The organism is Streptomyces sp. NPDC031265 (assembly GCF_055570295.1).
The window spans coordinates 44,557-65,686 of the sequence record NZ_JBVIHM010000022.1 but is presented as its reverse complement, the minus strand read 5'-3'; the positions used below and the strand labels follow the sequence as shown (position 1 = coordinate 65,686).

Annotated in this window: 21 protein-coding genes; 14 read left to right on the top strand and 7 right to left on the bottom strand. The window is 71.8% G+C overall.

Annotated features, from left to right (window positions below; genetic code table 11):
* Window positions 1–25 precede the first annotated feature (25 nt).
* From kdpA to ACZ499_RS28370, 3 genes are all read right to left on the bottom strand, one after another.
* Window positions 26–1,690, bottom strand: coding sequence for a potassium-transporting ATPase subunit KdpA (gene kdpA, locus ACZ499_RS28380; RefSeq protein WP_468679106.1), 1,665 nt, complete (start codon window positions 1,688–1,690; stop codon window positions 26–28).
* 8 nt (window positions 1,691–1,698) lie between these two features.
* Window positions 1,699–1,788, bottom strand: a complete 90-nt coding sequence (gene kdpF / locus ACZ499_RS28375; RefSeq protein WP_063801986.1) for a K(+)-transporting ATPase subunit F — start codon at window positions 1,786–1,788, stop codon at window positions 1,699–1,701.
* Window positions 1,789–2,148: 360 nt separating this feature from the next.
* Window positions 2,149–3,738: a hypothetical protein gene (locus ACZ499_RS28370; RefSeq protein WP_468679105.1), complete on the bottom strand. Its 1,590-nt coding sequence runs from the start codon at window positions 3,736–3,738 to the stop codon at window positions 2,149–2,151.
* Between the two features lie 238 nt (window positions 3,739–3,976).
* Between ACZ499_RS28370 and ACZ499_RS28365 the strand changes: the two genes are divergently transcribed.
* The 5 genes from ACZ499_RS28365 (at window position 3,977) to ACZ499_RS28345 (ending at window position 9,555) form a co-directional block, all read left to right on the top strand.
* A complete protein-coding gene (locus tag ACZ499_RS28365; protein ID WP_468679104.1) occupies window positions 3,977–4,516 on the top strand; it encodes a hypothetical protein in 540 nt (179 codons plus the stop codon).
* Between the two features lie 183 nt (window positions 4,517–4,699).
* On the top strand, window positions 4,700–5,155 hold the full coding sequence (locus tag ACZ499_RS28360) for a carboxymuconolactone decarboxylase family protein (protein ID WP_385540485.1): 456 nt from the start codon (window positions 4,700–4,702) through the stop codon (window positions 5,153–5,155).
* 136 nt (window positions 5,156–5,291) lie between these two features.
* A complete protein-coding gene (locus ACZ499_RS28355; RefSeq protein ID WP_385540483.1) occupies window positions 5,292–6,506 on the top strand; it encodes an FAD-dependent oxidoreductase in 1,215 nt (404 codons plus the stop codon).
* Between the two features lie 421 nt (window positions 6,507–6,927).
* Window positions 6,928–7,470, top strand: a complete 543-nt coding sequence (locus tag ACZ499_RS28350; protein ID WP_468679101.1) for a cupin domain-containing protein — start codon at window positions 6,928–6,930, stop codon at window positions 7,468–7,470.
* Between the two features lie 357 nt (window positions 7,471–7,827).
* Window positions 7,828–9,555 (top strand): MFS transporter, encoded by a 1,728-nt coding sequence (locus ACZ499_RS28345; RefSeq protein ID WP_468679099.1) that lies wholly within the window; start codon window positions 7,828–7,830, stop codon window positions 9,553–9,555.
* A 53-nt stretch (window positions 9,556–9,608) separates the two neighbouring features.
* On the opposite strand, the gene ku is transcribed toward ACZ499_RS28345, so the two are convergent.
* The gene (gene ku / locus ACZ499_RS28340; RefSeq protein WP_468679098.1) at window positions 9,609–10,676 is read right to left on the bottom strand and encodes a non-homologous end joining protein Ku; all 1,068 of its coding nucleotides are present in this window, start codon (window positions 10,674–10,676) and stop codon (window positions 9,609–9,611) included.
* A gap of 40 nt (window positions 10,677–10,716) precedes the next feature.
* Between ku and ligD the strand changes: the two genes are divergently transcribed.
* A complete protein-coding gene (gene ligD, locus ACZ499_RS28335; protein ID WP_468679096.1) occupies window positions 10,717–11,601 on the top strand; it encodes a non-homologous end-joining DNA ligase in 885 nt (294 codons plus the stop codon).
* On the top strand, window positions 11,598–12,497 hold the full coding sequence (locus tag ACZ499_RS28330) for an ATP-dependent DNA ligase (protein ID WP_468679095.1): 900 nt from the start codon (window positions 11,598–11,600) through the stop codon (window positions 12,495–12,497). Before ligD ends, ACZ499_RS28330 begins: the two co-directional genes overlap by 4 nt.
* A gap of 436 nt (window positions 12,498–12,933) precedes the next feature.
* Here ACZ499_RS28330 and ACZ499_RS28325 read toward each other — a convergent pair whose 3' ends face one another.
* On the bottom strand, window positions 12,934–13,734 hold the full coding sequence (locus tag ACZ499_RS28325) for an NERD domain-containing protein (RefSeq protein WP_468679093.1): 801 nt from the start codon (window positions 13,732–13,734) through the stop codon (window positions 12,934–12,936).
* A 120-nt stretch (window positions 13,735–13,854) separates the two neighbouring features.
* On the opposite strand from ACZ499_RS28325, the gene ACZ499_RS28320 reads away from it, so the two are divergent.
* The 5 genes from ACZ499_RS28320 to ACZ499_RS28300 all read left to right on the top strand — a co-directional run bounded on the left by ACZ499_RS28320 (window position 13,855) and on the right by ACZ499_RS28300 (window position 17,460).
* Window positions 13,855–14,166 (top strand): zinc-ribbon domain-containing protein, encoded by a 312-nt coding sequence (locus tag ACZ499_RS28320; RefSeq protein WP_468679092.1) that lies wholly within the window; start codon window positions 13,855–13,857, stop codon window positions 14,164–14,166.
* 79 nt (window positions 14,167–14,245) lie between these two features.
* Window positions 14,246–14,890, top strand: a complete 645-nt coding sequence (locus tag ACZ499_RS28315) for a class F sortase (RefSeq protein ID WP_468679090.1) — start codon at window positions 14,246–14,248, stop codon at window positions 14,888–14,890.
* A 50-nt stretch (window positions 14,891–14,940) separates the two neighbouring features.
* On the top strand, window positions 14,941–15,687 hold the full coding sequence (locus ACZ499_RS28310; RefSeq protein ID WP_468679088.1) for a hypothetical protein: 747 nt from the start codon (window positions 14,941–14,943) through the stop codon (window positions 15,685–15,687).
* Window positions 15,684–17,030, top strand: a complete 1,347-nt coding sequence (locus tag ACZ499_RS28305) for an ATP-binding protein (RefSeq protein WP_468679086.1) — start codon at window positions 15,684–15,686, stop codon at window positions 17,028–17,030. The genes ACZ499_RS28310 and ACZ499_RS28305 overlap by 4 nt, the downstream gene beginning before the upstream one ends.
* A gap of 127 nt (window positions 17,031–17,157) precedes the next feature.
* Window positions 17,158–17,460, top strand: a complete 303-nt coding sequence (locus ACZ499_RS28300) for an SH3 domain-containing protein (RefSeq protein WP_468679085.1) — start codon at window positions 17,158–17,160, stop codon at window positions 17,458–17,460.
* Window positions 17,461–17,469: 9 nt separating this feature from the next.
* Here the strand turns inward: ACZ499_RS28300 and ACZ499_RS28295 are convergent, their stop codons facing one another.
* Complete coding sequence (locus ACZ499_RS28295; protein WP_468679083.1) at window positions 17,470–17,724, bottom strand: SHOCT domain-containing protein; 255 nt, start codon at window positions 17,722–17,724, stop codon at window positions 17,470–17,472.
* 3 nt (window positions 17,725–17,727) lie between these two features.
* Complete coding sequence (locus ACZ499_RS28290) at window positions 17,728–18,162, bottom strand: DUF6325 family protein (protein WP_468406259.1); 435 nt, start codon at window positions 18,160–18,162, stop codon at window positions 17,728–17,730.
* Between the two features lie 123 nt (window positions 18,163–18,285).
* Here ACZ499_RS28290 and ACZ499_RS28285 point away from each other — a divergent pair, with 123 nt between their 5' ends.
* Together ACZ499_RS28285 and ACZ499_RS28280 are read left to right on the top strand one after the other, a co-directional pair.
* Window positions 18,286–19,665: an FtsW/RodA/SpoVE family cell cycle protein gene (locus ACZ499_RS28285; RefSeq protein ID WP_468679080.1), complete on the top strand. Its 1,380-nt coding sequence runs from the start codon at window positions 18,286–18,288 to the stop codon at window positions 19,663–19,665.
* Window positions 19,662–21,113: a penicillin-binding transpeptidase domain-containing protein gene (locus ACZ499_RS28280; protein ID WP_468679078.1), complete on the top strand. Its 1,452-nt coding sequence runs from the start codon at window positions 19,662–19,664 to the stop codon at window positions 21,111–21,113. The genes ACZ499_RS28285 and ACZ499_RS28280 overlap by 4 nt, the downstream gene beginning before the upstream one ends.
* Window positions 21,114–21,130: the final 17 nt, after the last annotated feature.

The following is a 21,130-nucleotide window of genomic DNA, read 5'->3' as shown; positions in this document are numbered from 1 at the left end:
GGCTCCTCAGACTTCAGGTTCGTGGTCATGACGCCAGCCCCTCGGCCAGCGGTCCCAGCGCGAGGGCGGGGAAGTAGGTCAGACCGGTGACGATCAGGATCGTGCCGGTCAACAGGCCCGTGAACAGCGGCTTGTTGGTACGCAGCGTGCCCGCCGTCTCCGGGATCGGCTTCTGCTCGGCGAGCGAGCCGGCCAGCGCCAGCACGAACACCATCGGCAGGAACCGGCCGAGCAGCATGGCGAGGCCGATGCTCGTGTTGAACCACTCCGTGTTCGCGTTGAGACCCGCGAACGCCGAGCCGTTGTTGTTGGCGCCCGAGGTGTACGCGTAGAGCACCTCGGAGAAACCGTGCGCACCGGAGTTCGCCTGCGAGGCGGACGTGGAGTCCAGCGACATGGCGATCGCGGTGAAGCACAGCACCAGGGCCGGGGTGATGAGGATGTAGCAGGCCGCGAACTTGATCTCGCGGGTGCCGATCTTCTTGCCCAGGTACTCCGGGGTGCGGCCCACCATCAGGCCCGCCAGGAACACCGTGATGATCGCCATGATCAGCATGCCGTACAGGCCCGAGCCGGTGCCGCCCGGCGCGATCTCGCCCAGCTGCATGCCGAGGAGCTGGATACCGCCGCCGAAGCCGGTGAAGGAGGAGTGGAAGGAGTTGACCGCACCTGTCGATGTCAGGGTCGTGGCCACCGAGAAGATCGCGGAGCCGCTCACCCCGAAGCGGGTCTCCTTGCCCTCCATCGCACCGCCGGCGATGTCGAACGCCGGTCCGTGGTGGGCGAATTCGGTCCACATCATCAAAGCGGTGAACCCGACCAAGATGGTGACCATCGTGGCCAGGATCGCGTATCCCTGCTTGACGCTGCCGACCATCTTCCCGAACGTCCGGGTCAGTGCGAACGGGATCACCAGGATCAGGAAGATCTCGAAGAGGTTGGAGAAGCCGTTGGGGTTCTCGAAGGGGTGGGCGGAGTTGGCGTTGAAGTAACCGCCGCCATTCGTGCCGAGCTCCTTGATCGCTTCCTGGGAGGCGACCGCGCCGCCGTTCCACTGCTGCGAGCCGCCCATGAACTGGCCCACCGAGTGGATACCGGCGAAGTTCTGGATGGCGCCGCAGGCTACCAGCACGAGCGCGCCGATCACCGAGATCGGCAGCAGGATCCGTACGGTGCCGCGCACCAGGTCGGACCAGAAGTTGCCGAGCTCACCGGTGCGGGAGCGGGCGAAGCCGCGTACCAGGGCGACCGCGACCGCGATGCCCACCGAGGCCGAGACGAAGTTCTGCACCGCCAGACCACCGGTCTGGACGACGTGGCCCATGGACTGCTCGCCCGAGTACGACTGCCAGTTGGTGTTCGACACGAACGACGCCGCCGTGTTGAACGCCTGGTCCGCCGGGATCGACACGAAACCGAGCGAACCCGGCAGGTGGCCCTGGAGGCGCTGGAGCAGATAGAGGAAGAGGACGCTCACGGCCGAGAAGGCCAGGACGCCCCTCAGATACGCGGGCCAGCGCATCTGCGTGGACGGGTTGGCGCCGACGGCCTTGTAGATCCACTTCTCGACGCGCAGATGCTTGTCGGAGGAGTAGACGCGGGCCATGTAGTCGCCCAGCGGCCGGTAGGACAGGCCCAGTGCCGCCGCGAGCGCGGCGAACTGGAGCACACCGGAAAGAACAGGAGACATTGCGGGGCTCAGAACCTCTCCGGGTACACAAGGGCGAGGACGAGGTATCCCAGCAGGGCGACAGCCACGATCAGACCGACGATGTTCTCGGCAGTCACAGCTTCGCCACCCCCTTGGCAATGAGCGCCACCAACGCGAATACCGCGATCGTGGTGACGACGAAGGCCAGATCGGCCATCGCGAACTCCAGAACTGGAAGAGGCTCGAAAATGAGCGGGGAATGGGCGGACCTCTAGAGCAAACCTCTCCGCGCCGCCTCCGCACGTTTCGTTGACGGGCCCCATACGGCCACTGGCACGTCCTTGACGCCTTTCATACGCGGCCTCCTGCGCGGCGGCGCGGGGCGGCATGCGAACCGCGTGAAGCGCTGCGAGAAGGCAGTCGGGCCACGCCTGCATGGCCCGTACATCGACCTGGATTCCGTGGGTCGGACGGGCGGGCCCGCCCGTCCGCACCCCTCAGCGGAACTCCGCCAGCCGGGGCCGCAGGCCAAGGCCGATCAGCCCGGCCATCAGGACCAGGGCCGCCCCGGCCGTCGGGGCGAGGGTGGAGATCGCGTCCCGGCCCGAGGCGATCGCCTGGTCGTGGTGGCGGAGGTTGATCGCGGTCACCTCGTCCAGTGCCTTCATCCACACCCCGAAGTGCGCGTTGGAGGTGTCGGAGGCCCAGCCGATGCAGAACAGCGTCGCCTCCTGCTCCTTGCCGTGGGCGACCAGCTCGCGCAGTCTGCGATCGTCGCGCGCGTAGACGGTGTACGCGTCGACGGTCCGCTCGGCGGCGTCGCGCTCACCGGGGAAGGTGACGTTGTCCAGCTCGCGCCGGTACTCGCCGGTGAACCGCTTGTCGTGGATGTCGTTGCGGTACGCCGTCCACGTCACGCTCACCTGAGCGTCGTACGTGTTGATGTCGGCGCTCTCGACGCCGTACAGCTTCTGCGACTTCTCCAGGAACGCGTTCTCGTACCAGGAGCGGTGGCCGGGGTCGAGCAGATAGCGGCTCTCGTCCGCGTTGGCGTCGTAGCCGAGCGCCTTGGACCGGGCCAGCGCGACCACCGAGTCGAAGGCGTCGTGGCGGGCGGTCTTCAGGTCGTGGGCGCCGTCCGTGAGCAGCAGCGTGCCGCACACGGACGCGACCAGGGCGCAGCCGGTGGCGGCGAGCAGGCACGGGTTGAAGACGCGCTGGAAGTGCTGGGCGAGGCGCACCTGGAGGGCGACGAGCGCGAGGAGCAGGAGCGCGCCGAGGACGAGTTGGGCGGCCAGTCGGATGTGGCCGTCCGTGCGCGCCGCGCGGTAGTCCGCCCGGTAGACGGCGTCGTTGGCGTCGACGAGGCGGCCCGCGTCGGGCAGGATCCGGTAGGCGAGGAGGTTGGTGGCCTGGCTGTACTCGGCGCGGGCGGCGGCCTTGCCGCCGGGGTGCTCGTCGTTCTCCAGGGCGCGCCCGATCAGCTCCTGGTAGTGCGCGAAGTCGTCGGTGAGCGCGACCACCGTGTCCTCGGTGGCCGGGTCCCCCTCGGCGGCCGCGCCCAGGGTGCGCAGCGAGCGGCTGATGGTCCGCTGGGCGTCGGTGTAGAGGCCCTGGGCCTTCACGTACGACTCGTCGAGGCGGCCCTTGGCGGTGCCCGAATCACCGCTGGAGAGAAGGGTGTTGGCGGCCTGGGCGTCCATGTCGTTGAGGGCGAGTTCGAGCTCGGTGGCGGCGACCGTGCGGGGCGCGCTGCGGTGCTCGATCGTGTCCCAGGTGGACGAGGCTCCGACGGCTGCCACCACGAGCAGGATCAGCAGCCCGGCCCCCAGCAGTACGCAGCCGGCGCGGGCGAGCCGCAGCCGTCCGGGCAGGGTGGACCAGTGGCGCCGGGCCGCCCGGACCCCCGGCCGGACGAGCCGGGCGACGGCCTCCGGGGGCCGTCGCCACAGCCGTTCTCCTCGCGGCCCCCCTCCGGACCGCGACGGCGGGGCTCCCCCGTGACGAACGGCCGGCGCGGGGTCGGCTCCCGCGGCCGCCGGGGCTCCCGCTCCCTGACCGCGCTCGGTACCGGCGGTGATGGTCACTCACCCTCCAACCTCACCACGGGCCGCTCGTACGATCCCGTGCGGAGACCAGCATCAGGTCAACCGTTCGACGTGCGGCTGCCGTTGACGCCCCTCTGACGCCCGGGGCCCGCACATTGACGGGATCTTGACGCGGCGTCAGGGAGCCATATGCCCGCCGTCAAGACTTGACCGGCGCGCATCAACGGTTCATCAACGGACGCCGACGGGCCCGGGCCCGGTCCTTAGCGTCACGGGCATGAGAGCCAAGGGACGACGGACACGCCTTTCCCCGACGCCACCCGCGGTGTACGACCGGACCTGGGCGGGTGAGGCGCGCTCGGCGGCCGGGTGCGCAGCCGTGCTGCTCGGTCTGCTGCTGCTCATCGACACCGGCGCGGGCACCCTCACGCCCTGGCGCGTCGCGCTGTGGACGGGCCTGGCCGTGCTGCTGCTCCTGGTGCTGTGGCCGGCCCGGGTGTCGGCGGCCCCGGGATCGCTGGTCGCGCGCGGGCCGCTGCGGGCCCGGGCCGTGCGCACCGACCGGCTGGTGTCGGTGCGCTGGTCGGACGGGGTCGCCCAGCGCCTCGTCCTGCGCGACGCGGAGGGCGGCCGGGCCGAGATCGACCCCCGGGTGCTCATCGCCACCCCGCCGCTGTGGCGCCTGGTGGACGCGGGCGCCCGTACGAGCGTGGCGCGCGGGACGCTCCGCTGTGGCGAGACGGCACTGCGGCAGGTCTCGGCCCGGGTCGACCGGGAGACGGCCCGGGGGGTGTTCAGGGTGTCGGGGCTGAACTGAGAGTCGCCGCGGCACCGCACCCCCCCCAGGGGCGCGGGGAACTGCGCGACCGGCCACAGACGGCCCGCAGACGAATATCCGCACCTCCAGCGAAGCGCTCGTCACACTTTTATGTCCGGCTTCGTCAATTCCATGACAGTCGGAGCCCAGGCCACACAGCGAGTGGCAGCCAGGAGAACAGTCATGGAAGCACGGATGCCGAGCCCGGCGACGCTCGTCCCGGGGGCGATGGAGGCCGTTCGGGGACTTCAGAAGGCGACCCACAGCGCCGGAGTGCCCGCCACCACGATGCACCTCGTCCATCTGCGCGCCAGCCAGATCAACGGATGCAGCGCCTGCGTCGACTCCGGCACCCGGTACGCGATGAAGGGCGGCGAGAGCGCGGAGCGCCTGTTCGCGGTGGCCGCCTGGCGCGAGACGCCGTACTTCACGGACGCCGAGCGGGCCGCGCTGGCCCTCACCGAGTCCGTCACCCGGCTCAACGACCGCGCCGAGCCGGTCCCCGACGACGTCTGGGACGAGGCCGCCCGGCACTACGAGGAGAAGCCGCTCGCGGCCCTGGTGCTGTGGATAGGCGTCAGCAACTTCTACAACCGCCTCAACGCGGCCACCCGCCAGCAGGGCGGCCAGACCTGGTGAATCCCAACTTCCGTTTGCTGTACGGATTCTGACGCTCCATCCGATCTGTTCGACCTTGGCACCCACGACACCGGTGGGGCATGCTCGCCGAGATCGACTCCGTACGACATCCATGCGCGACGCCGAGGTGGCACGAATGGCAACCGAGACAACCACCTGCTGCATAGTCGGGGGCGGGCCGGCCGGCGCGATGCTGGGGCTGCTGCTCGCCCGGGCCGGCATCGAAGTCACGGTCCTGGAGAAGCACCGGGACTTCCTGCGGGACTTCCGCGGCGACACGATCCACCCCTCCACCCTGGACGTCCTCGCCGAGCTGGGCCTCGCCGAGCGCTTCCTGGAGCTGCCGCACCGCACCACGCCGGGGATCAACATGGTCACCGACACCCGTGACGTACTCGTCGCCGACCAGCGGCTGCTGTCCGGCGCGTACCCGTACATCGCCTTCGTCCCCCAGTGGGACTTCCTCAACCTGCTCGCCGCCGAGGCCGCCAAGTACCCCAACTTCCATCTGAAGATGGGCGCGGAGGTGCACGGTCTGATCCGCGAGGGCGACACGGCCCGGGGCGTGCGCTACCGCGACGCCGAGGGCGAGCACGAGCTGCGCGCGGTCCTCACCGTGGCCGCCGACGGCCGCGACTCGGTGCTGCGCCGCCCGGCCGGGCTCGTCCCGCAGGGCTTCGGGGCGCCGATGGACGACCTGTGGTTCCGGATCCCCCGCGAGGAGAGCGACCCGCCGGACACCTTCATCCGCATGGGCCAGCAGGGCCTGCTCATCGGCATCTGCCGGGACACGTACTGGCAGTTCGCGTACGTCATCCCCAAGGGCCGGTACGCCGAGCTCCAGGCCGAGGGCATCGACTCGCTGCGCAAGAGCGTGCGCGCACTGCTGCCGTGGATGGGCGACCGGCCGGACAAGATCGAGTTCTCGGACGCGCGGATGCTGGAGGTCCGGGTCGAGCGGCTCAAGCGGTGGTACCGGCCGGGGCTGCTGTTCATCGGGGACGCCGCGCACGCGATGTCGCCGGTCGGCGGGTTCGGGATCAACGTCGCCGTGCAGGACGCGGTGGCCACCGCCAACCTGCTGGCCGAACCGCTGCGGCGGGGCGCGGTGAGCACCGAGGAGCTGGCGGCCGTGCAGCGCCGGCGGCTGCCCGCGGCGGTCGCCATCCAGCGCATGCAGATCCTGCTCCAGAACCAGCTGATCGCGCCGACGCTGCACGGCACGCGCGAGTCCAAGCCGCCGCGGTTCCTGGCGGTAGCGGAGCATGTGCGGCCGATGCGGAAGCTGATCGCCCGGATGATCGGGTACGGGCCGCGGCCCGAGCACGTACGGACCCCCGAGCGGGTCTGAGACGACAGCCGCCGTACGGGCGGGTACGGGCGCACAGCGCGCCCGTACCCGCCCGTCGGCATTTCGGGAAATTCCATGACCGCGACGCGCAGAAAACCGGACAGACATCGGATGGACATCGGACAGATGCCGCAGAGATGCCGGACGGGAAAACGACAGACCGGGGCCTTTCCGACGCATATCCCTGAACTCCCGGCAATCTCGTCGACGGGACACCCAGCGGTAGCCACAACTGTCCGTCCACAACTGTCCAACTGCGGAAATCCCGCGCTCGCACACAGCCGTGCTAGAGCTGTTCACCAGGGGCCTGAGTGTCACTGGAGCCGCGCCCGACGGGCAAGTTGAGCGCTGCTTGACCCGCACCCGCCGCCCCGTGCTAAACCCGTAACCACTTGAGAGAAATCAAGCCAGAGAGGGATTCATGACGACCATCATCTACCCCGAGGACCGTCCTGCCGGACGCCGCGGGTTTGAAATCGTCCTGCCGAGTGGTGCCACGGATGGCGCCGCCGCCCTCGTGGAAGGCGAGATAGCCGCCGCCACCCCCGGACCGCCGCTCCACACGCATGCCGAGTCCGACGAGACCTACTTCGTCCTGGAGGGCTCCCTGGTCATGTACATCGACGGCGAGGTGACCACGCTCGGCCCCGGCGGCATGGCGCACATCTCCAAGGGCACCGAGCACACCTGGTCCACCACGGTCGAGGGCGGCTGCCACTTCCTGACGCTGCATCTGCCGGGCGGTTACGAGCTGTACCACCCGACCGCGCTCGCCGCCGAGCACGAGAAGGGCGGCCCGCTGATCCAGTCCGACCTCTTCGAGCTGGCGGCGAAGTTCGACTGGCGGATGGCGGGCGCCGAGCCGCGGCGTCTCACCCCCGAGGGCGTTCTCGTCCCGGCCGGCCAGGCCGACGCGGAGGCCCAGCGCCTGCTCGCCGAGTTCACCAAGCAGCCCGTCGCTTGAGTGGCTCAGGGCCTGTCCGGCGGAGCATGTGAGTGCCTTCTTGAGCAGTGGTGTCGGCCTGTCATGGACCCAACACCCCTTGCGGGAGGGCGCTTTCATGCGCCCCCGCCCGTCTCCGCCCTGCGCCCCGCCCGATCGCCGGAGCGATCCGCGGGGCGGCCGCCTGTACGGGCGTAAAAGGGGTGTGAACTGCGGAAAGTCACACCCCCAGACCCTGTGTCGTCATCTCGGTGACGCACTTTTTCCTGCCGCTGTGGCAAGGAGACCCGCAAATGGCACTCGTCTCATCACGCTCCATCCGTCATGACCGGGCTCGGACGGCCCCGGTCACCACGATCGGCCAGAGGTAGAAACGCCATGACTCACGACACCCACGCCGGAGCCGACGCGTCCGGCGGAGCGCCGCCGCTCGATCCGCGCCGCTGGCTCGCCCTGATCATCGTTCTGGTGGCCGGGTTCATGGACATGCTCGACGTGACGATCGTCAACGTCGTCATCCCGAGCATCCAGAAGGACCTGCACGCCGACTACACCCAGATCGAATGGGTCGTGGCCGGATACGTACTGGGCTTCGCGGCCCTGCTGATCACCGGCGGGCGGCTCGGCGACATCTACGGCCGCAAGAAGATGTTCCTGATCGGCGTGGCGGGCTTCACCATCGCCTCGACGCTCTGCGGTGTCGCCAGTGGCCCCGGCATGCTCATCGGCGCGCGCTTCTTCCAGGGCGCCATGGCCGGCCTGATGGTCCCGCAGATCCTGGCGATCATCCACGTCACGTTCCCGTCCGAGGAGCGCGGCAAGGTGCTCGGCATCTGGGGCGGTGTGCTCGGCTCCGCGTCGGTGGCCGGTCTGATCGTCGGCGGTGTGCTGGTCGACGCGAACATCGCCGACCTGGAGTGGCGTCCGATCTTCCTGGTCAACATCCCGGTCGGCATCGGCGCGCTGATCGCCGCCTGGTTCTTCGTCGGCGAGTCCAAGTCGCCCGCCGCGCCCAAGCTGGACCCGATCGGCGTGGTGATCGCGGTGACGGGCATCCTGATGCTGGTCTATCCGCTCGCCGAGGGCCGTGCGCTCGACTGGCCGGTCTGGACGTACCTCCTGATGGCGGGCTCGATCGTGGTCTTCGGCATCCTGGTCGTCTTCGAGCGGCACCGCACCCGGACCGTGGGCTCACCGCTGGTGGTGCTCACCCTGTTCAAGGAGCGGGCGTTCACCGCGGGCATGCTGGTGTGGACGCTGTTCTGGATCGCGCTCGGCGGCTTCTTCCTGGTGTGGACGCTGTACATGCAGCTGGGTCTGGGCTGGTCGCCGATGCGCGCCGGTCTGACCGGCGCGGCCTTCGCGGTCGGCGCCGCCGCGGGCTCCGGCCTCGCGGTCGAGGTGTTCACCCCGCGCATCGGGCGCCTCACGCTGATCGGCGGGGCGCTCCTGAACGCGCTCGGCTTCGCCGCGTACATCTTCGTCGCCCACCACTACGGTCCGGACATCCCGTCCTGGCAGATGATCGCGCCGCTGGTCGTGACCGGCTTCGGCTTCGGTCTGGTGGTCGCCCCGATGATCGACGCGATCCTCACCAAGGTGCCCGCCAAGGACGCGGGCTCCGCCTCCGGTCTGCTCGGCACCACCCAGCAGGTCGGCATGGCGCTGGGCGTCGCCCTGGTCGGCGTGCTCTTCTTCGGCCATCTGTCCAGCGACTCCGACCACGGCGTCGACAAGGTCACCCCGGCCCTGCGCCAGGAGCTGGTGGCCGCCGGGGTCCCGGCGGGCGGCGTCGACGACATCGTCAACGGCTTCCGGGCGTGTGTGCACGACCGGTCGGCCGAGTCGGACCCGACCAAGGTCCCGGCCAGCTGTCAGCCCTCCTCGGTGCCGGGCGCCGACAAGGTCCAGCCGATCCTGACCAAGCAGGGCCAGGAGGCCGTCAGCCACAACTTCGTCAAGAGCTTCGACCTCAGCCTCTGGTACGGGGTCGGGATCCTGGTGCTGGTGGCGCTCGGCATGTTCGCGCTGCCCCGCGAGGTGCACGTACGCGACCTGGACGCGGAGCTGGAGGCGCTGGGCGAGCCCGTCGCCCGAGGCGTGTGACGGCGCCGTAAGGGCTGCTCCGATCAAGGCTCCCCGTGGGCGTACGAAGGCCGTCAGGCCGACGCGCGCTTGCGGGGAGCCGTCTTCTTCGCGGTCTTCTTGGCCGTGGTGGCGGTGGACTTCTTGGCGCCCGCGGCGGAGGCCTTGGGGGATGCCGCCGACTTCTTGGCGGCGGTCTTCGACGTCGACTTGGTCGCGGTCTTGGCCGAAGTGGTCTTGGTGGCGGTCCTGGCCGCGGTCTTCGTGGCCGCCTTCGCGGTCTTCTTCGCCGGGGCCGTCTTGCGGGCGGCCGTCTTGCGCGGCTTGAGTTCGGTGACCTCGGCCGACTCCGCCGCCTCCTCGCCGCGCGCCTCCTTCGCCGCGCGCACGCTCTTCTCCAGCGCGGCCATCAGATCGATGACCTTGCCGCCGCCCTTGGTCTCCGGGGCCTCGGCCGGGGGCAGCGCGCCGCCCGCCTTGGAGGCGATGAGGGACTCCACGGCCTCCCGGTAGTCGTCGTGCAGCGACTCGACGTCGACCTCGCCGAGGGTGTCCATGAGGGCATCGGCCAGATCGAGCTCGGCATCGCGGACCTTCACATCGCTGTCCGGGGCGACGCCCTCGGGGGCGCGGATCTCGTCCGGCCACAGCAGCCCGTGCATGGCGATGACGTCGTCCACGACCCGCAGCATCCCGAGCCGCTCGCGCCCGCGCAGCGCGAACTTGGCGACGGCCACCTTCCGGCTCCGCTTGAGCGCCTCCCTGAGCAGGGTGTACGGCTTGGCCGCCGGGACACCGCTGGCGCTCAGGTAGTACGCCGTGTCGATCTGGAGCGGGTCGATGGAGTCGGCCGCCACGAACGCGACGATCTCGATGGTCTTGGCGGTGGGCAGCGGCAGCGCGGCCAGGTCGTCATCGGTGATCGGGACCAGCGACCCGTCCGCGTCCTCGTACGCCTTGCCGATCTCGGACGCCTCCAGCTCCTCGCCGTCCAGCTCGCACACCTTGCGGTAGCGGACCCGTCCGCCGTCCTCCGTGTGGATCTGCCGGAACGAGATCGAGTGGCTCTCGGTGGCGTTGAAGAGCTTGATCGGAATACTGACCAGCCCGAATGAGATCGCACCATTCCATATGGATCGCACTCTTCATCCCCTCTGCCGGGATTAGTGGGATTCTCATCGTATGACGCCGATCACATGGGTGGAGGGGCGGCGGATCGCGCTCTCCCGCCTGGAGAAGGTGCTGTATCCGGCGACCGGCACCACCAAGGGCGAGGTGCTGCACTACTACGCGTCCGTGGCCGGGGCGCTCCTCGCCCATCTGCACAACCGGCCGGTGTCGTTCCTGCGCTACCCGGACGGCCCCGGGGGCCAGCTCTTCTTCACCAAGAATCCCCCGCCCGGCACACCCTCCTGGGTGACGACGGCCCCGGTGCCGCGCTCCGAGGACAGCGAAGCGCGCCAGGTGACGGTCCCGGACCTGTCGACCCTGATGTGGGCGGCCAACCTGGTGGTGGAGTTCCACACCCCCCAGTGGCAGGCGGACGCGCCCGCGCGGGCCGACCGCATGGTCTTCGACCTGGACCCCGGGGACCCGGCGACGGTGGTGGAGTGCTGCGCGGTGGCGCGGTGGCTGCGCGAGCGCCTGACGGCGGACGGCCTGCACGCGTACGCGAAGACCTCCGGCTCCAAGGGCCTGCACCTGCTCGTCCCCCTCGAACCGACCCCGTCCGAGCAGGTCTCCCAGTACGCGAAGGACCTGGCGAAGGAGGCGGAGGCGGCACTCCCGGACCTGGTCACGCACCGCATGGCGAAGGTGCTGCGCCCCGGCAAGGTGTTCGTCGACCACAGCCAGAACGCGGCGGCGAAGACGACGGCGGCGCCCTACACACTCCGGGCGAGGGAGCGGCCGACGGTGTCGGCGCCGGTGTCGTGGGACGAGGTGGAGTCCTGCCGCAGTGCCGCTGACCTGGTCTTCCTCCTGGGAGACATCGAACCGAGGCTGGCACGGGACGGAGACCTGCTCGGCCCCCTGATCAACCTCAACCGGGCGGGGCGGCTGCCGTGAGCGTGCGGCCGCCGGTACGGGTGGCACTGGCGCAGTCCGTACGGGAGCTGCCGCGCGGGCCGGGCTGGTGGTACGAGCCGAAGTTCGACGGCCACCGGATGGTGGTGTTCCGGGAGGCCGACGCGGTGGTGCTCCAGGCCCGGTCGGGGCGGATCGTCACGGCCGCGTTCCCGGACCTGGCGAAGGCGGCGCTGGCGGTGCCGGCGGGGTGCGTGTTCGACGGGGAGGTCGTGGTGTGGACGGGCGGCCGCACGGACTTCGCGGCGGTGCAGCGCCGGGCGGCGGCGACGCCGGGACGGGCCGGGCTGCTCGCGGCCCGGCTGCCGGCGTCGTACGCGGCGTTCGACGTCCTCGCCGACGGGGGCGAGGACGTGCGGCGCCTGCCGTACGGGGAGCGCCGGGCCCGACTGGTGACCCTGCTGGGCCCCTTGGGCCCCCCGCTCCAGCCGGTCCCGGCGACTCGGGACGTGGAGACGGCCCTCACCTGGTACGAGACGCTCCCCGCGAGCGGGATCGAGGGCCTGGTGGCCAAGCGGGACGACTCCCCGTACCGGGGCGGCAGGCGCGCGTGGCGCAAGCTGCGGCACACGGAGACGTGGGAGGGGGTGGTGGTGGGGTACGTGGGGCCCGCGCGGCGCCCCAGCGCGCTGGTCCTGGTGCTGCCGGGGGACGACGAGGTGACGGTCTCCACGCCGCTGTCGTCGTCGCTGCGGGCGGAGGCGGGCCGCGCCCGCCTGCCACCGTCCGCGCCGACGCGCACGGCGATCGCGCCCGGGTGGGGGGAGGTGGGCTATACGGAGGTGGAGGGGGCGGGGTTGCTGGCGGAGGTGGAGCGGGGGTCCGCGCGGTTGGGGGTGACGCGGGTGCTGCGCCTGCGGGAGGCGGCGCCGGGTTGACCCCCACCCCGCCCGTTCCCCTGAACCCTCCGGGGGTGGGTGGGTGGTTGAGGCTCGCTTCCCGGGGGCTGCGCCCGGCCCCTGTTCGTCTGCGGGCCGTCTGTGGCTGGTCGCGCCCACGCGGCGGAGCCGCACATGTCACAGCCCCGCGCCCCTGAAGGGGCGGGGCCTGCGGCCCCCGCCCCTGCCCCTGCCCCGCTCCTCGAACGCCGGAGGGGCTGGAGGTGCCTTGAGGGGCGCGGGGAACTGCGCGACCAGCCCCCACCGGCCCGCAGAAGAACGCGGGGACTGAGGGCGCGGCCCCCGTAGCAGGGTGCAGGGGCCGCAGGCCCCGCCCGGGGTCCGGGGACCGCAGGCCCCGCCCGGAGTCCGGGGACCGCAGGCCCCGGCAAACCGCCTCCACCCCCGGCCCCCGGAGGGTCCGCGGGGTGGGGCCTCAAACCCTCAGCCACGTGCGGCGGTCCCTCGCCGTCCAGTACAGCCCCTCCACATCCGCCGGCTTCAGTACCCCGCCCAGCCGCGCCAGATCAGGAAGTTCCGCGTCGCGGAGGACCCGTACGTCCCGCGGCGGGGCGGCAAGCTCGACCCGGTCGGAGTCCGCCACCACCAACACCCCCCGCACGCCCGCCGCCAACGCCAGCGACGCCCGCTCCGCGTCCCGCCGGACCCACCGCAGTACCGGCGCCGGCGCGGCCCGGCCGACCCCTACCTGGGGGTCGGCGATCCGCACCCGGTGCCGGTGCGCCGCGAGCGTACGGACCGTGAGCACCCCGGCCGGGCCGATCGCCAGGTGGTCGAGGAGGCCGTCGCCCGGCAGCGGCACCGAGTGCAGGACCCGCCACCCCGCCCCCTCCAGCGCGTCGAGGCCCGCCCCGACCCGCTCCTGCGCCGCGAGCAGGACACGGCGCGGGTCCTCGCGGAAGCGGCGCGCCGGGCCCGCGTGTTCCAGTTCTCCGAGGAGCGCCTCGCCGGGGCGGTTCGGCGCCAGGTCGTCGTCGGGGTGGAGGGAGAGCCGGGCCAGGTCGGCGGAGGTCGGTACGGGCGGCGGGCCGACCGTCACCTCGCCCACCACGAAGGGGGCGAGCGCGGCCAGGACGGCGTCGCGGCACTCTTCCAGGAGCAGGCTGACGCGCCCGCTGTCCCTGTCGTACCAGGCGGCGCTCCTGCCGTCCGGGAGGCTGACGTACAGCCGTGCCCGTCCGTGCCGGTGCACCGGTGTCACCCGCAGTCCCGACATCCCGCATCACCCCCACGCCCATGGGAACAGCACCGGCCGCGCAGGGCAATATCGCGGCTCGTATAGTGCGAGCCGCCACTGCGTGCATCCGCGCCGCTTTACCTCGGGAGGGGAAGTCCAATGCTCATTTGGGGCACCAAGGGATATCTGTACCAGCTCGCCATGATGACGCTGGTCTGCGGGAACTGTGGCAATCCGGCCGCTCACGGCCTGCGCAAGTACGTCACGAAGTTCACGCTGTTCTTCATCCCGCTCTTCCCGGTCTCCACCAAGTACCGCACGCAGTGCACCTTCTGCGGCATGGAGCAGCAGATCACCAAGGAAGCGGCCGAGCAGCTGCTCGCGACGGCCGCCGGGCCGCAGCCGGGCCACCAGCCGCAGCCGGGGCAGATGCAGGGGCAGGCTCCCGGGCAGAACCCCTACCAGCAGTAACGACGCCGTCGCCGCGGTTATGGAGAGCTGTGACAAAGCCGGGAAAGCTCCGCAACACCGCCCGCCTACGGTGGTGGCCATGACTGCGTCCACCCCCTCCCGCCCCCACCCGCGCCGCACGGCCCGCCTCGCGGCCGCCGCCGCGCTCGCCCTCGCCGTGGGCGGCGGGCTGGCGGCATGCGGCTCGGGTTCGTCCGGGGCCAAGGCTCCGGACGTCACCGTCCAGAACGCCACCACCACACAGGCCCGCCAGCAGGTGGGCCCGCTGAAGGCGGCCGAGCCGACCCGGGTGGTCATCCCGTCCGCGGGCGTCGACGCGAGCCCGGTGCTGCGTCTGGGCGTGGACGAGAAGCAGGAGCTGGAGGTGCCCCCGGTCGACAAGGCGGGGCTGGCGGGCTGGTACACCGGCAGCGTCACGCCCGGCGAGAAGGGCGCGTCCGTGATCGTCGCGCACTACGACACCGCCAAGGGCCCGGCCCTGCTGCGCGATGTGAAGAAGATGCACGTGGGGGATGTCATCGAGGTCGGGAGGGCGGACGGCTCCACCGCCGTCTTCCGGATCCGCGAGACTCAGCAAGTGGATAAAACAGACTTCCCTACGAATAAGGTCTACGGAAAGACCGACCGCCCGGAACTCCGCCTCATCACCTGCGGCGGCCCGATCAAGAACGGCCACCGCTCGGCCAACATCATCTTCTACGCCGATCTGGTGAAGGTGAAGTAGCCGGGGGCGGCGCCGCTCCCGGCTGCCGCCGTCCGCACGACAGGAGCACCTTGACCCGCCACCGCCGCCCCGCCCGCGCAGCACTCCTGCTGCTCACCGCCGGCGCCGCAGCCCTGCTGCTCTCCGGCTGCGGCGGCGCGGGCAGCCTGGAGGGCGCGGGCGCGACTCCCACGGCGGTCGGCCCGGTCCATCTGTGGCCCGATCTGCCCAAGCCCACGACGACTCCGCTGGACTTCGGCGAGGGCCAGACGGAACGGGTGCCCGGCATCAAGGTGCCGGGCGGCGACGTCCGCACCCTCGACCCGGTCGCGGTCGTCCAGGCCGAGGTGCGGGCCCACCCCGACCAGTACACGGGCGCCGACGGGCTCTACGAGGAAACGGTTCGCCAGCTCAATCAGTGCCGCCAGAAGCCGAAGGGCTGCCCGGTGCTCAAGGCGTACTACCGCGATCTGACCGGCGACGGCAGGGACGAGCTGATCCTCGGCATCAAGATGCCGGAGCAGCAGCTGGCCGTGCGGTGCTACATGCCCGACCGCGGCGCCCTCACCCGGATCATGTCCACCTCGGACCAGCTGATCGGCGTGGAGCTGGCCGGGCGGGACGTCATCCTGCACTCGGTGTCGGCGGGCATCCCGGGGTACGAGTACCGCACGGCCTGGTCGTGGGACGACCACCAGCGCGCGATGCTGCCCACCCGCGACGAGATCATCCGGGTGGAGCCGCAGCACTCCCTCAATCCCCTGCCCCACCCCAAGACCTCCGGCCCGTCGCCGCGCGCCTCCGCGAGCGCACGGTGAGAGGGCCCCGGCTGCCCGCCTGGACGGCGACGCTCACCTGGAAGGCCGCGGTCTTCATCACCGTGATGTGCTGCGCGCTCGCGGCGCTGCTCGGTGTGCTCGTCCATGTCTCGGTGACCCGTCAGACCGTCGGCCAGGCCCGCGACAAGGCGCTCGACAAGCTGGAGGAGGTCTCGCGCGCGTACGAGGCGGGCGAGCCGCTGCCGCCGGGCTCGGGCCTCGACCCGCGGGACCTGCCCGCCTCCCTGCGCGAGCTCGCCGTCTCCGGCAAGCGCGGCACGGTCGTCGCCGACGACCGGGGCCGCCCCACCATGTGGGCGGCGGGCCCGGCCGACGGCCGCGCGATCGCGGTCTCGATCGACTACAGCCAGAGCGCCCGCACCATCACGGGCCTGGACCAGGCGATCCTCGGGTCCTCCATCCTCGCCATCGGCGCCACCCTCCTGGTCGGCGTCTTCGGCGTCACCCGGGTCACCCGGCGGCTGCACCAGACGGCGACGGTGGCCCGCCGGATCGGCGCGGGCGACCTGGACGCCCGGGTCAACGACCCCCGCACGAAGGACCCTTCGCGCCCCCAGGACGAGGTGGCCACGGTCGCCGGGGCGCTCGACACCATGGCCGGGACACTCCAGAACAAGCTGCTGAGCGAGCAGCGCTTCACCGCCGACGTGGCCCACGAGCTGCGCACCCCGCTGACCGGGCTGCACGCGGCCGCCGAACTGCTGCCCGAGGGGCGGCCCGCCGAGCTGGTACGGGACCGGGTGAAGGCGATGCGCTCGCTCACCGAGGACCTCCTGGAGATCTCCCGCCTGGAGGCGGGCAGCGAGCGGGTCGACCTGGACCTGGAGCAACTGGGGCCGCTGGTGGAGCGCGTGGTGCGGACCTCCGGGACGCCCACCGAGCTCATGATCGTCCGCGACGCCTTCGTCGAGACCGACAAGCGCCGCCTGGAGCGGGTCCTGGCCAACCTCCTGGGCAACGCCCACAAGCACGGCGCGCTGCCGGTCGAGCTGCGCGTGGACGGGCCGGTGGTGACGGTGCGGGACCACGGCGCCGGCTATCCCCCGTATCTGCTCGACCACGGCCCCCAGCGCTTCAGGACCGAAGGCGGCAGCAAGGGGCACGGGCTCGGCCTGACCATCGCGGCCGGCCAGGCCTCGGTCCTCGGGGCCCGGCTGAGCTTCGCCAACGCGTCGGACGGCGGCGCGCTGGCGAGGCTGACCCTGCCGGAGTACGTGGACCCCGACGGCGCGCCGGAGGGCCCCGGGCACCCGGACGGGCAGGCCGGGACGGGTGGCGGGACTCCGGCGCGTACCCCGTCCGGCGGTCCTCGCACCCCTTAGCGCTTTGCGGGTGGCAAGAAGCGAACCTAACGTGAGCGGGGCGAGCCAAGGGCCGTGGAACACGGCCCCCCTCTTCCCAGGAGGCACTGTGTCCCCCCGTTCTCCGCTTGCCCTGTTGGGTCTGTGCATGGCCACCGGGGCGGTCGCTGCCCTCGCGGCGGCCGGCCCCGCGACCGCCGAGGAATCCGTCCACAACGACTACCGGGGCCGGGTGACGGCCAAGTCCGGTCTGCTGCTCCGGGACAAGCCGACCCGCAGCAGCCGCATCATCGGCAAGGCGCCGTACGGGTCGATCGTCCACATCTTCTGCAAGACCCGCGGCAGCAGCGTCGAGGGCAACGACCGCTGGTACCTGCTCGAAGACGGCACCTGGGCGTGGGGGGCGGCGTTCTACATCGACAACATCGGCCCGGTGCCCCGCTGGTGCTGAGCCGCCACCTCACAGCCCGAGCAGCTTCGCCTTCGCGGCTGTGAACTCCTCGGGAGTGAGCAACCCCTGCTGGGCCAGCCGCCCCAGCTGGGTCAGCCGGTCCACCAGGGCGGCGTCGCCGGGCCCGGGGGCCCCGGGCGGCGCCCCCGTGGCGGGCGTGGGCTTCGCGGGGCGCGGGCCGCCCACCAGGAGGCCGCGCAGCAACGGGGCGCCGGACGGGCGCGCCACGGGTCGTACCGCCGCTCGGGCGGGCCGGATGAACATGGCTCAGCCTTCCTCTCGTACGGCCTGGGCCCGTACGGCCAGGGCCGCCCTGACCTCCTCCAGGCGCTCCGGCGGGATCCGCACCGACCCGGCGACGTGTCCGCCCGCGGCCCGTACCCCCTTCGCCGCCTCCTCGGCCCACAGGTGCTCGATCAGGACCACCAGCGCGCAACTGCCCAGGTCGAGCAGGTCCGCCGCCTCCTTGACGTCCTCCGGTCCGATCAGCCGCTCGATGCCCTCGCCGACCAGCACCCCGGCGAGCTCCTCGAACGCGTCGAGCTCGGCGGCGAGCACCTCGCCGGCCGCGGTCCTGGTGACCACCAGCGCGTCGACCATCCGTACGGCGCGGGATCTGCGCACCCCCACGAGCGAGTCGACGGCCTGCACCCGAAGCTGCTCCTCGGGGAAGGCGAGGACGATGAACTCCACGGGCCCCATGGCCGTACTCCTCAGTGACGGTCCGTCAGTTTTCCGCCCGCGGTTTCCCGTCCCGGCGTTCCCACCTCTCGGCACACTATGACATAAGGGACATAGCCGCCCTGGCTTGCTACGTTGCCCGACATGACCGCACCGACGGCCGCGGACGAGCCGCCGCCCGCCCTGCGCCTCCCCAAACGCCGGGGCGTCGAACTGACGCTGCTCGCCTGCGCCGTCCTCGCCTCGGTCTACGGGTACGCGGGCGTCGGCCTCGCCAAGAGCGGCGCCGTCCCGCCCGACGCGGCCCGCTACGGCGCGGGGCTCGGGCTGCTCGCCCTCCTCGCCCATCTCGCGGTCCGCCGGCGCGCCCCGCACGCCGACCCTCTGCTGCTGCCCATCGCGGTGCTGCTCAACGGCCTCGGCCTGGTCCTGATCTACCGCCTCGACCTGGAGACCCCGCACAGCGCGGCCGCCGCCACCCAGCTCGTCTGGTCCACGATCGGCGTCGGGCTCTTCATCGCGGTCGTCCTGATCCTGCGCGACCACCGCGTCCTCCAGCGGTACGCCTACCTCTCGGCCGCCTCCGCCCTGGTCCTGATGGCGGTGCCGATCCCGTTCCCCGCAGTGAACGGCGCCAAGATCTGGATCCGGGCGGGCGGATTCTCCTTCCAGCCGGGCGAGTTCGCCAAGATCCTGTTCGCGGTCTTCTTCGCCGGGTACCTGGCCGCCAACCGCAACGCGCTCGCGTACACCGGCCGCCGCTTCTGGCGGCTCCAGCTGCCCACCGGCCGGGTGCTCGGCCCGATCGTGGCGATCTGGGTGCTCAGCGTCGGCGTCCTGGTCCTGGAGCGCGACCTCGGCACCTCGCTGCTCTTCTTCGGCCTCTTCGTGATCATGCTGTACGTGGCGACGGGCCGCACCGGCTGGATCGCGGTCGGGCTGCTCCTGGCGGCGGTCGGCGCGGCGGCCGTCGGCTCGCTGGAGCCGCACGTCCACAGCCGGGTGCAGGACTGGCTCCACCCGTTCGCCTCCATCGACGCGGGCCAGGGCCCCGGCCAGCTCGCCCAGTCGCTCTTCGCCTTCGCGGCGGGCGGCATGTTCGGCACCGGCCTCGGCGCCGGCCACTCCATCCTGATCGGGTTCGCCGCCAAGTCCGACTTCATCCTGGCGACGGCGGGCGAGGAGCTGGGCCTGGCGGGGCTGACGGCCGTCTTCCTGCTGTACGCGCTGCTCGTCGCCCGGGGTTACCGCGCGGCCCTCACACTGAGCGACGCGTTCGGGCGGCTGCTCGCCGTCGGGCTCGCCTCGATCCTCGCCCTCCAGGTGTTCGTGATCGCGGGCGGCGTGACGGGGCTGATCCCGCTCACCGGCATGGCGATGCCGTTCCTGGCCCAGGGCGGCTCCTCGGTGGTCACCAACTGGGTGATCGTGGCGCTCCTCATCCGGGTCAGCGACGGCGCGCGCACCCCGCGCCCGGCCGTGGAGACCGGCACGATCACCCCCGTCCGGACGGGAAGCCGATGATCCGTTACATCCGGCGGGCCGCCGCCTGCTGTCTGGTCCTGCTGGTGGCGCTGCTGGTCAACGCGGCCCGCGTCCAGGTCTTCCAGGCCGACGCGCTCGACGACAACCCCGCCAACCGCCGTACCACGATGGCCCGTTACGGCCAGCCGCGCGGCGACATCCTGGTGGACGGCCACGCGGTCACCGACTCCAAGGACACCGGGCAGCCGCTGCGGTACGAGCGCACGTACACCGACGGGCCGCTCTACGCGCCCATCACCGGATACGCCTCGCAGGTGTACGGCACGACGCTCGTCGAGGCCGCCGAGGACCCGGTGCTCTCCGGCACCTCCCCGCTGCTCACCCCGCTGTGGGGCGGCCTCACCCGCAAGCGGCAGCCCGGCGGCGACGCCGTCACCACCATCATGGCCACCATGCAGCGGGCCGCCTACCGGGGGCTGGCCGGAAAACGGGGCGCGGTCGCCGCCGTGGAGCCGGCCACCGGCAGGATCCTCGCGCTGGTCAGCAGCCCCTCGTACGACCCGGGGCGGCTGTCGGGCACCGGGCGGGCGGTCAAGGGCGCCTGGTCCGCGCTGAACGCCGACCCCGACCAGCCGATGCTCGACCGGGCGATCCGGCAGACCTATCCGCCGGGCTCCGCCTTCAAGATCGTGACGGCCGCGGCCGCGCTCGACGCGGGCGCGGTGACCGATGCGAACGCGCCGACCACCACGCCCGACCCCTACGTCCTGCCCGGCACCAGCACCACGCTGCCCAACGAGGCGGACGGCTGCGGCAAGGCCTCGCTCGCGTACGCCGTGGTCGTCTCCTGCAACACGGTGATGGCGCACCTGGGAGTGAAGGTGGGGCTGCCCGGGATGCTGGAGGCGGTGGGCCGGTTCGGCTTCAACGACACGAGGCTGCGGATCCCGTCCGGGGTGGCCAAGTCCAACTTCGACAAGAAGATGGGCCCGGACCAGCTGGCGCTCTCCTCCATCGGCCAGTTCGACACCACGGCGACACCCCTGCAGATGGCGATGGTCGCGGCGGCGGTGGCCAACGGCGGGGAGCTCAAGTACCCGTACCTGGTGGAGCGGACGACCACCGCGCGCGGCACGACGGTCGCCCAGAACGGCCCCCGCACCTACCGCCAGGCGATGAACCCGGCCACCGCGTCGCGGCTCCAGCAGCTGATGGTGGAAGTGGTGGAGAAGGGCACGGGCGGCAACGCGGCGATCCCCGGGGCGAAGGTGGGCGGCAAGACCGGCACCGCGCAGAACGGCGTGGGCAACCGGGGCCACCCGTACGCCTGGTTCATCTCCTGGGCCCAGGCCGCCGACGCGGGCCAGCCGGCGGTGGCCGTGGCGGTGGTCGTCGAGGACGCCGAGGCCAACCGCGCGGACATCAGCGGCGGCGGCGACGCGGCCCCCATCGCCAAGGCGGTGATGGAGGCGGCGCTGGCCGGGTGAGCGCCGCCTCCGAGGAC

Coding starts and splice junctions, on each gene's coding strand:
- kdpA (WP_468679106.1), bottom strand. CDS start 1,690: ATGTCTCCTGTTCTTTCCGGTGTGCTCCAGTTCGCCGCGCTCGCGGCG.
- ACZ499_RS28365 (WP_468679104.1), top strand. CDS start 3,977: ATGAGAGCCAAGGGACGACGGACACGCCTTTCCCCGACGCCACCCGCG.
- ACZ499_RS28360 (WP_385540485.1), top strand. CDS start 4,700: ATGGAAGCACGGATGCCGAGCCCGGCGACGCTCGTCCCGGGGGCGATG.
- ACZ499_RS28355 (WP_385540483.1), top strand. CDS start 5,292: ATGGCAACCGAGACAACCACCTGCTGCATAGTCGGGGGCGGGCCGGCC.
- ACZ499_RS28350 (WP_468679101.1), top strand. CDS start 6,928: ATGACGACCATCATCTACCCCGAGGACCGTCCTGCCGGACGCCGCGGG.
- ACZ499_RS28345 (WP_468679099.1), top strand. CDS start 7,828: ATGACTCACGACACCCACGCCGGAGCCGACGCGTCCGGCGGAGCGCCG.
- ligD (WP_468679096.1), top strand. CDS start 10,717: ATGACGCCGATCACATGGGTGGAGGGGCGGCGGATCGCGCTCTCCCGC.
- ACZ499_RS28325 (WP_468679093.1), bottom strand. CDS start 13,734: ATGTCGGGACTGCGGGTGACACCGGTGCACCGGCACGGACGGGCACGG.
- ACZ499_RS28320 (WP_468679092.1), top strand. CDS start 13,855: ATGCTCATTTGGGGCACCAAGGGATATCTGTACCAGCTCGCCATGATG.
- ACZ499_RS28315 (WP_468679090.1), top strand. CDS start 14,246: ATGACTGCGTCCACCCCCTCCCGCCCCCACCCGCGCCGCACGGCCCGC.
- ACZ499_RS28300 (WP_468679085.1), top strand. CDS start 17,158: ATGGCCACCGGGGCGGTCGCTGCCCTCGCGGCGGCCGGCCCCGCGACC.
- ACZ499_RS28295 (WP_468679083.1), bottom strand. CDS start 17,724: ATGTTCATCCGGCCCGCCCGAGCGGCGGTACGACCCGTGGCGCGCCCG.
- ACZ499_RS28290 (WP_468406259.1), bottom strand. CDS start 18,162: ATGGGGCCCGTGGAGTTCATCGTCCTCGCCTTCCCCGAGGAGCAGCTT.
- ACZ499_RS28285 (WP_468679080.1), top strand. CDS start 18,286: ATGACCGCACCGACGGCCGCGGACGAGCCGCCGCCCGCCCTGCGCCTC.
- ACZ499_RS28280 (WP_468679078.1), top strand. CDS start 19,662: ATGATCCGTTACATCCGGCGGGCCGCCGCCTGCTGTCTGGTCCTGCTG.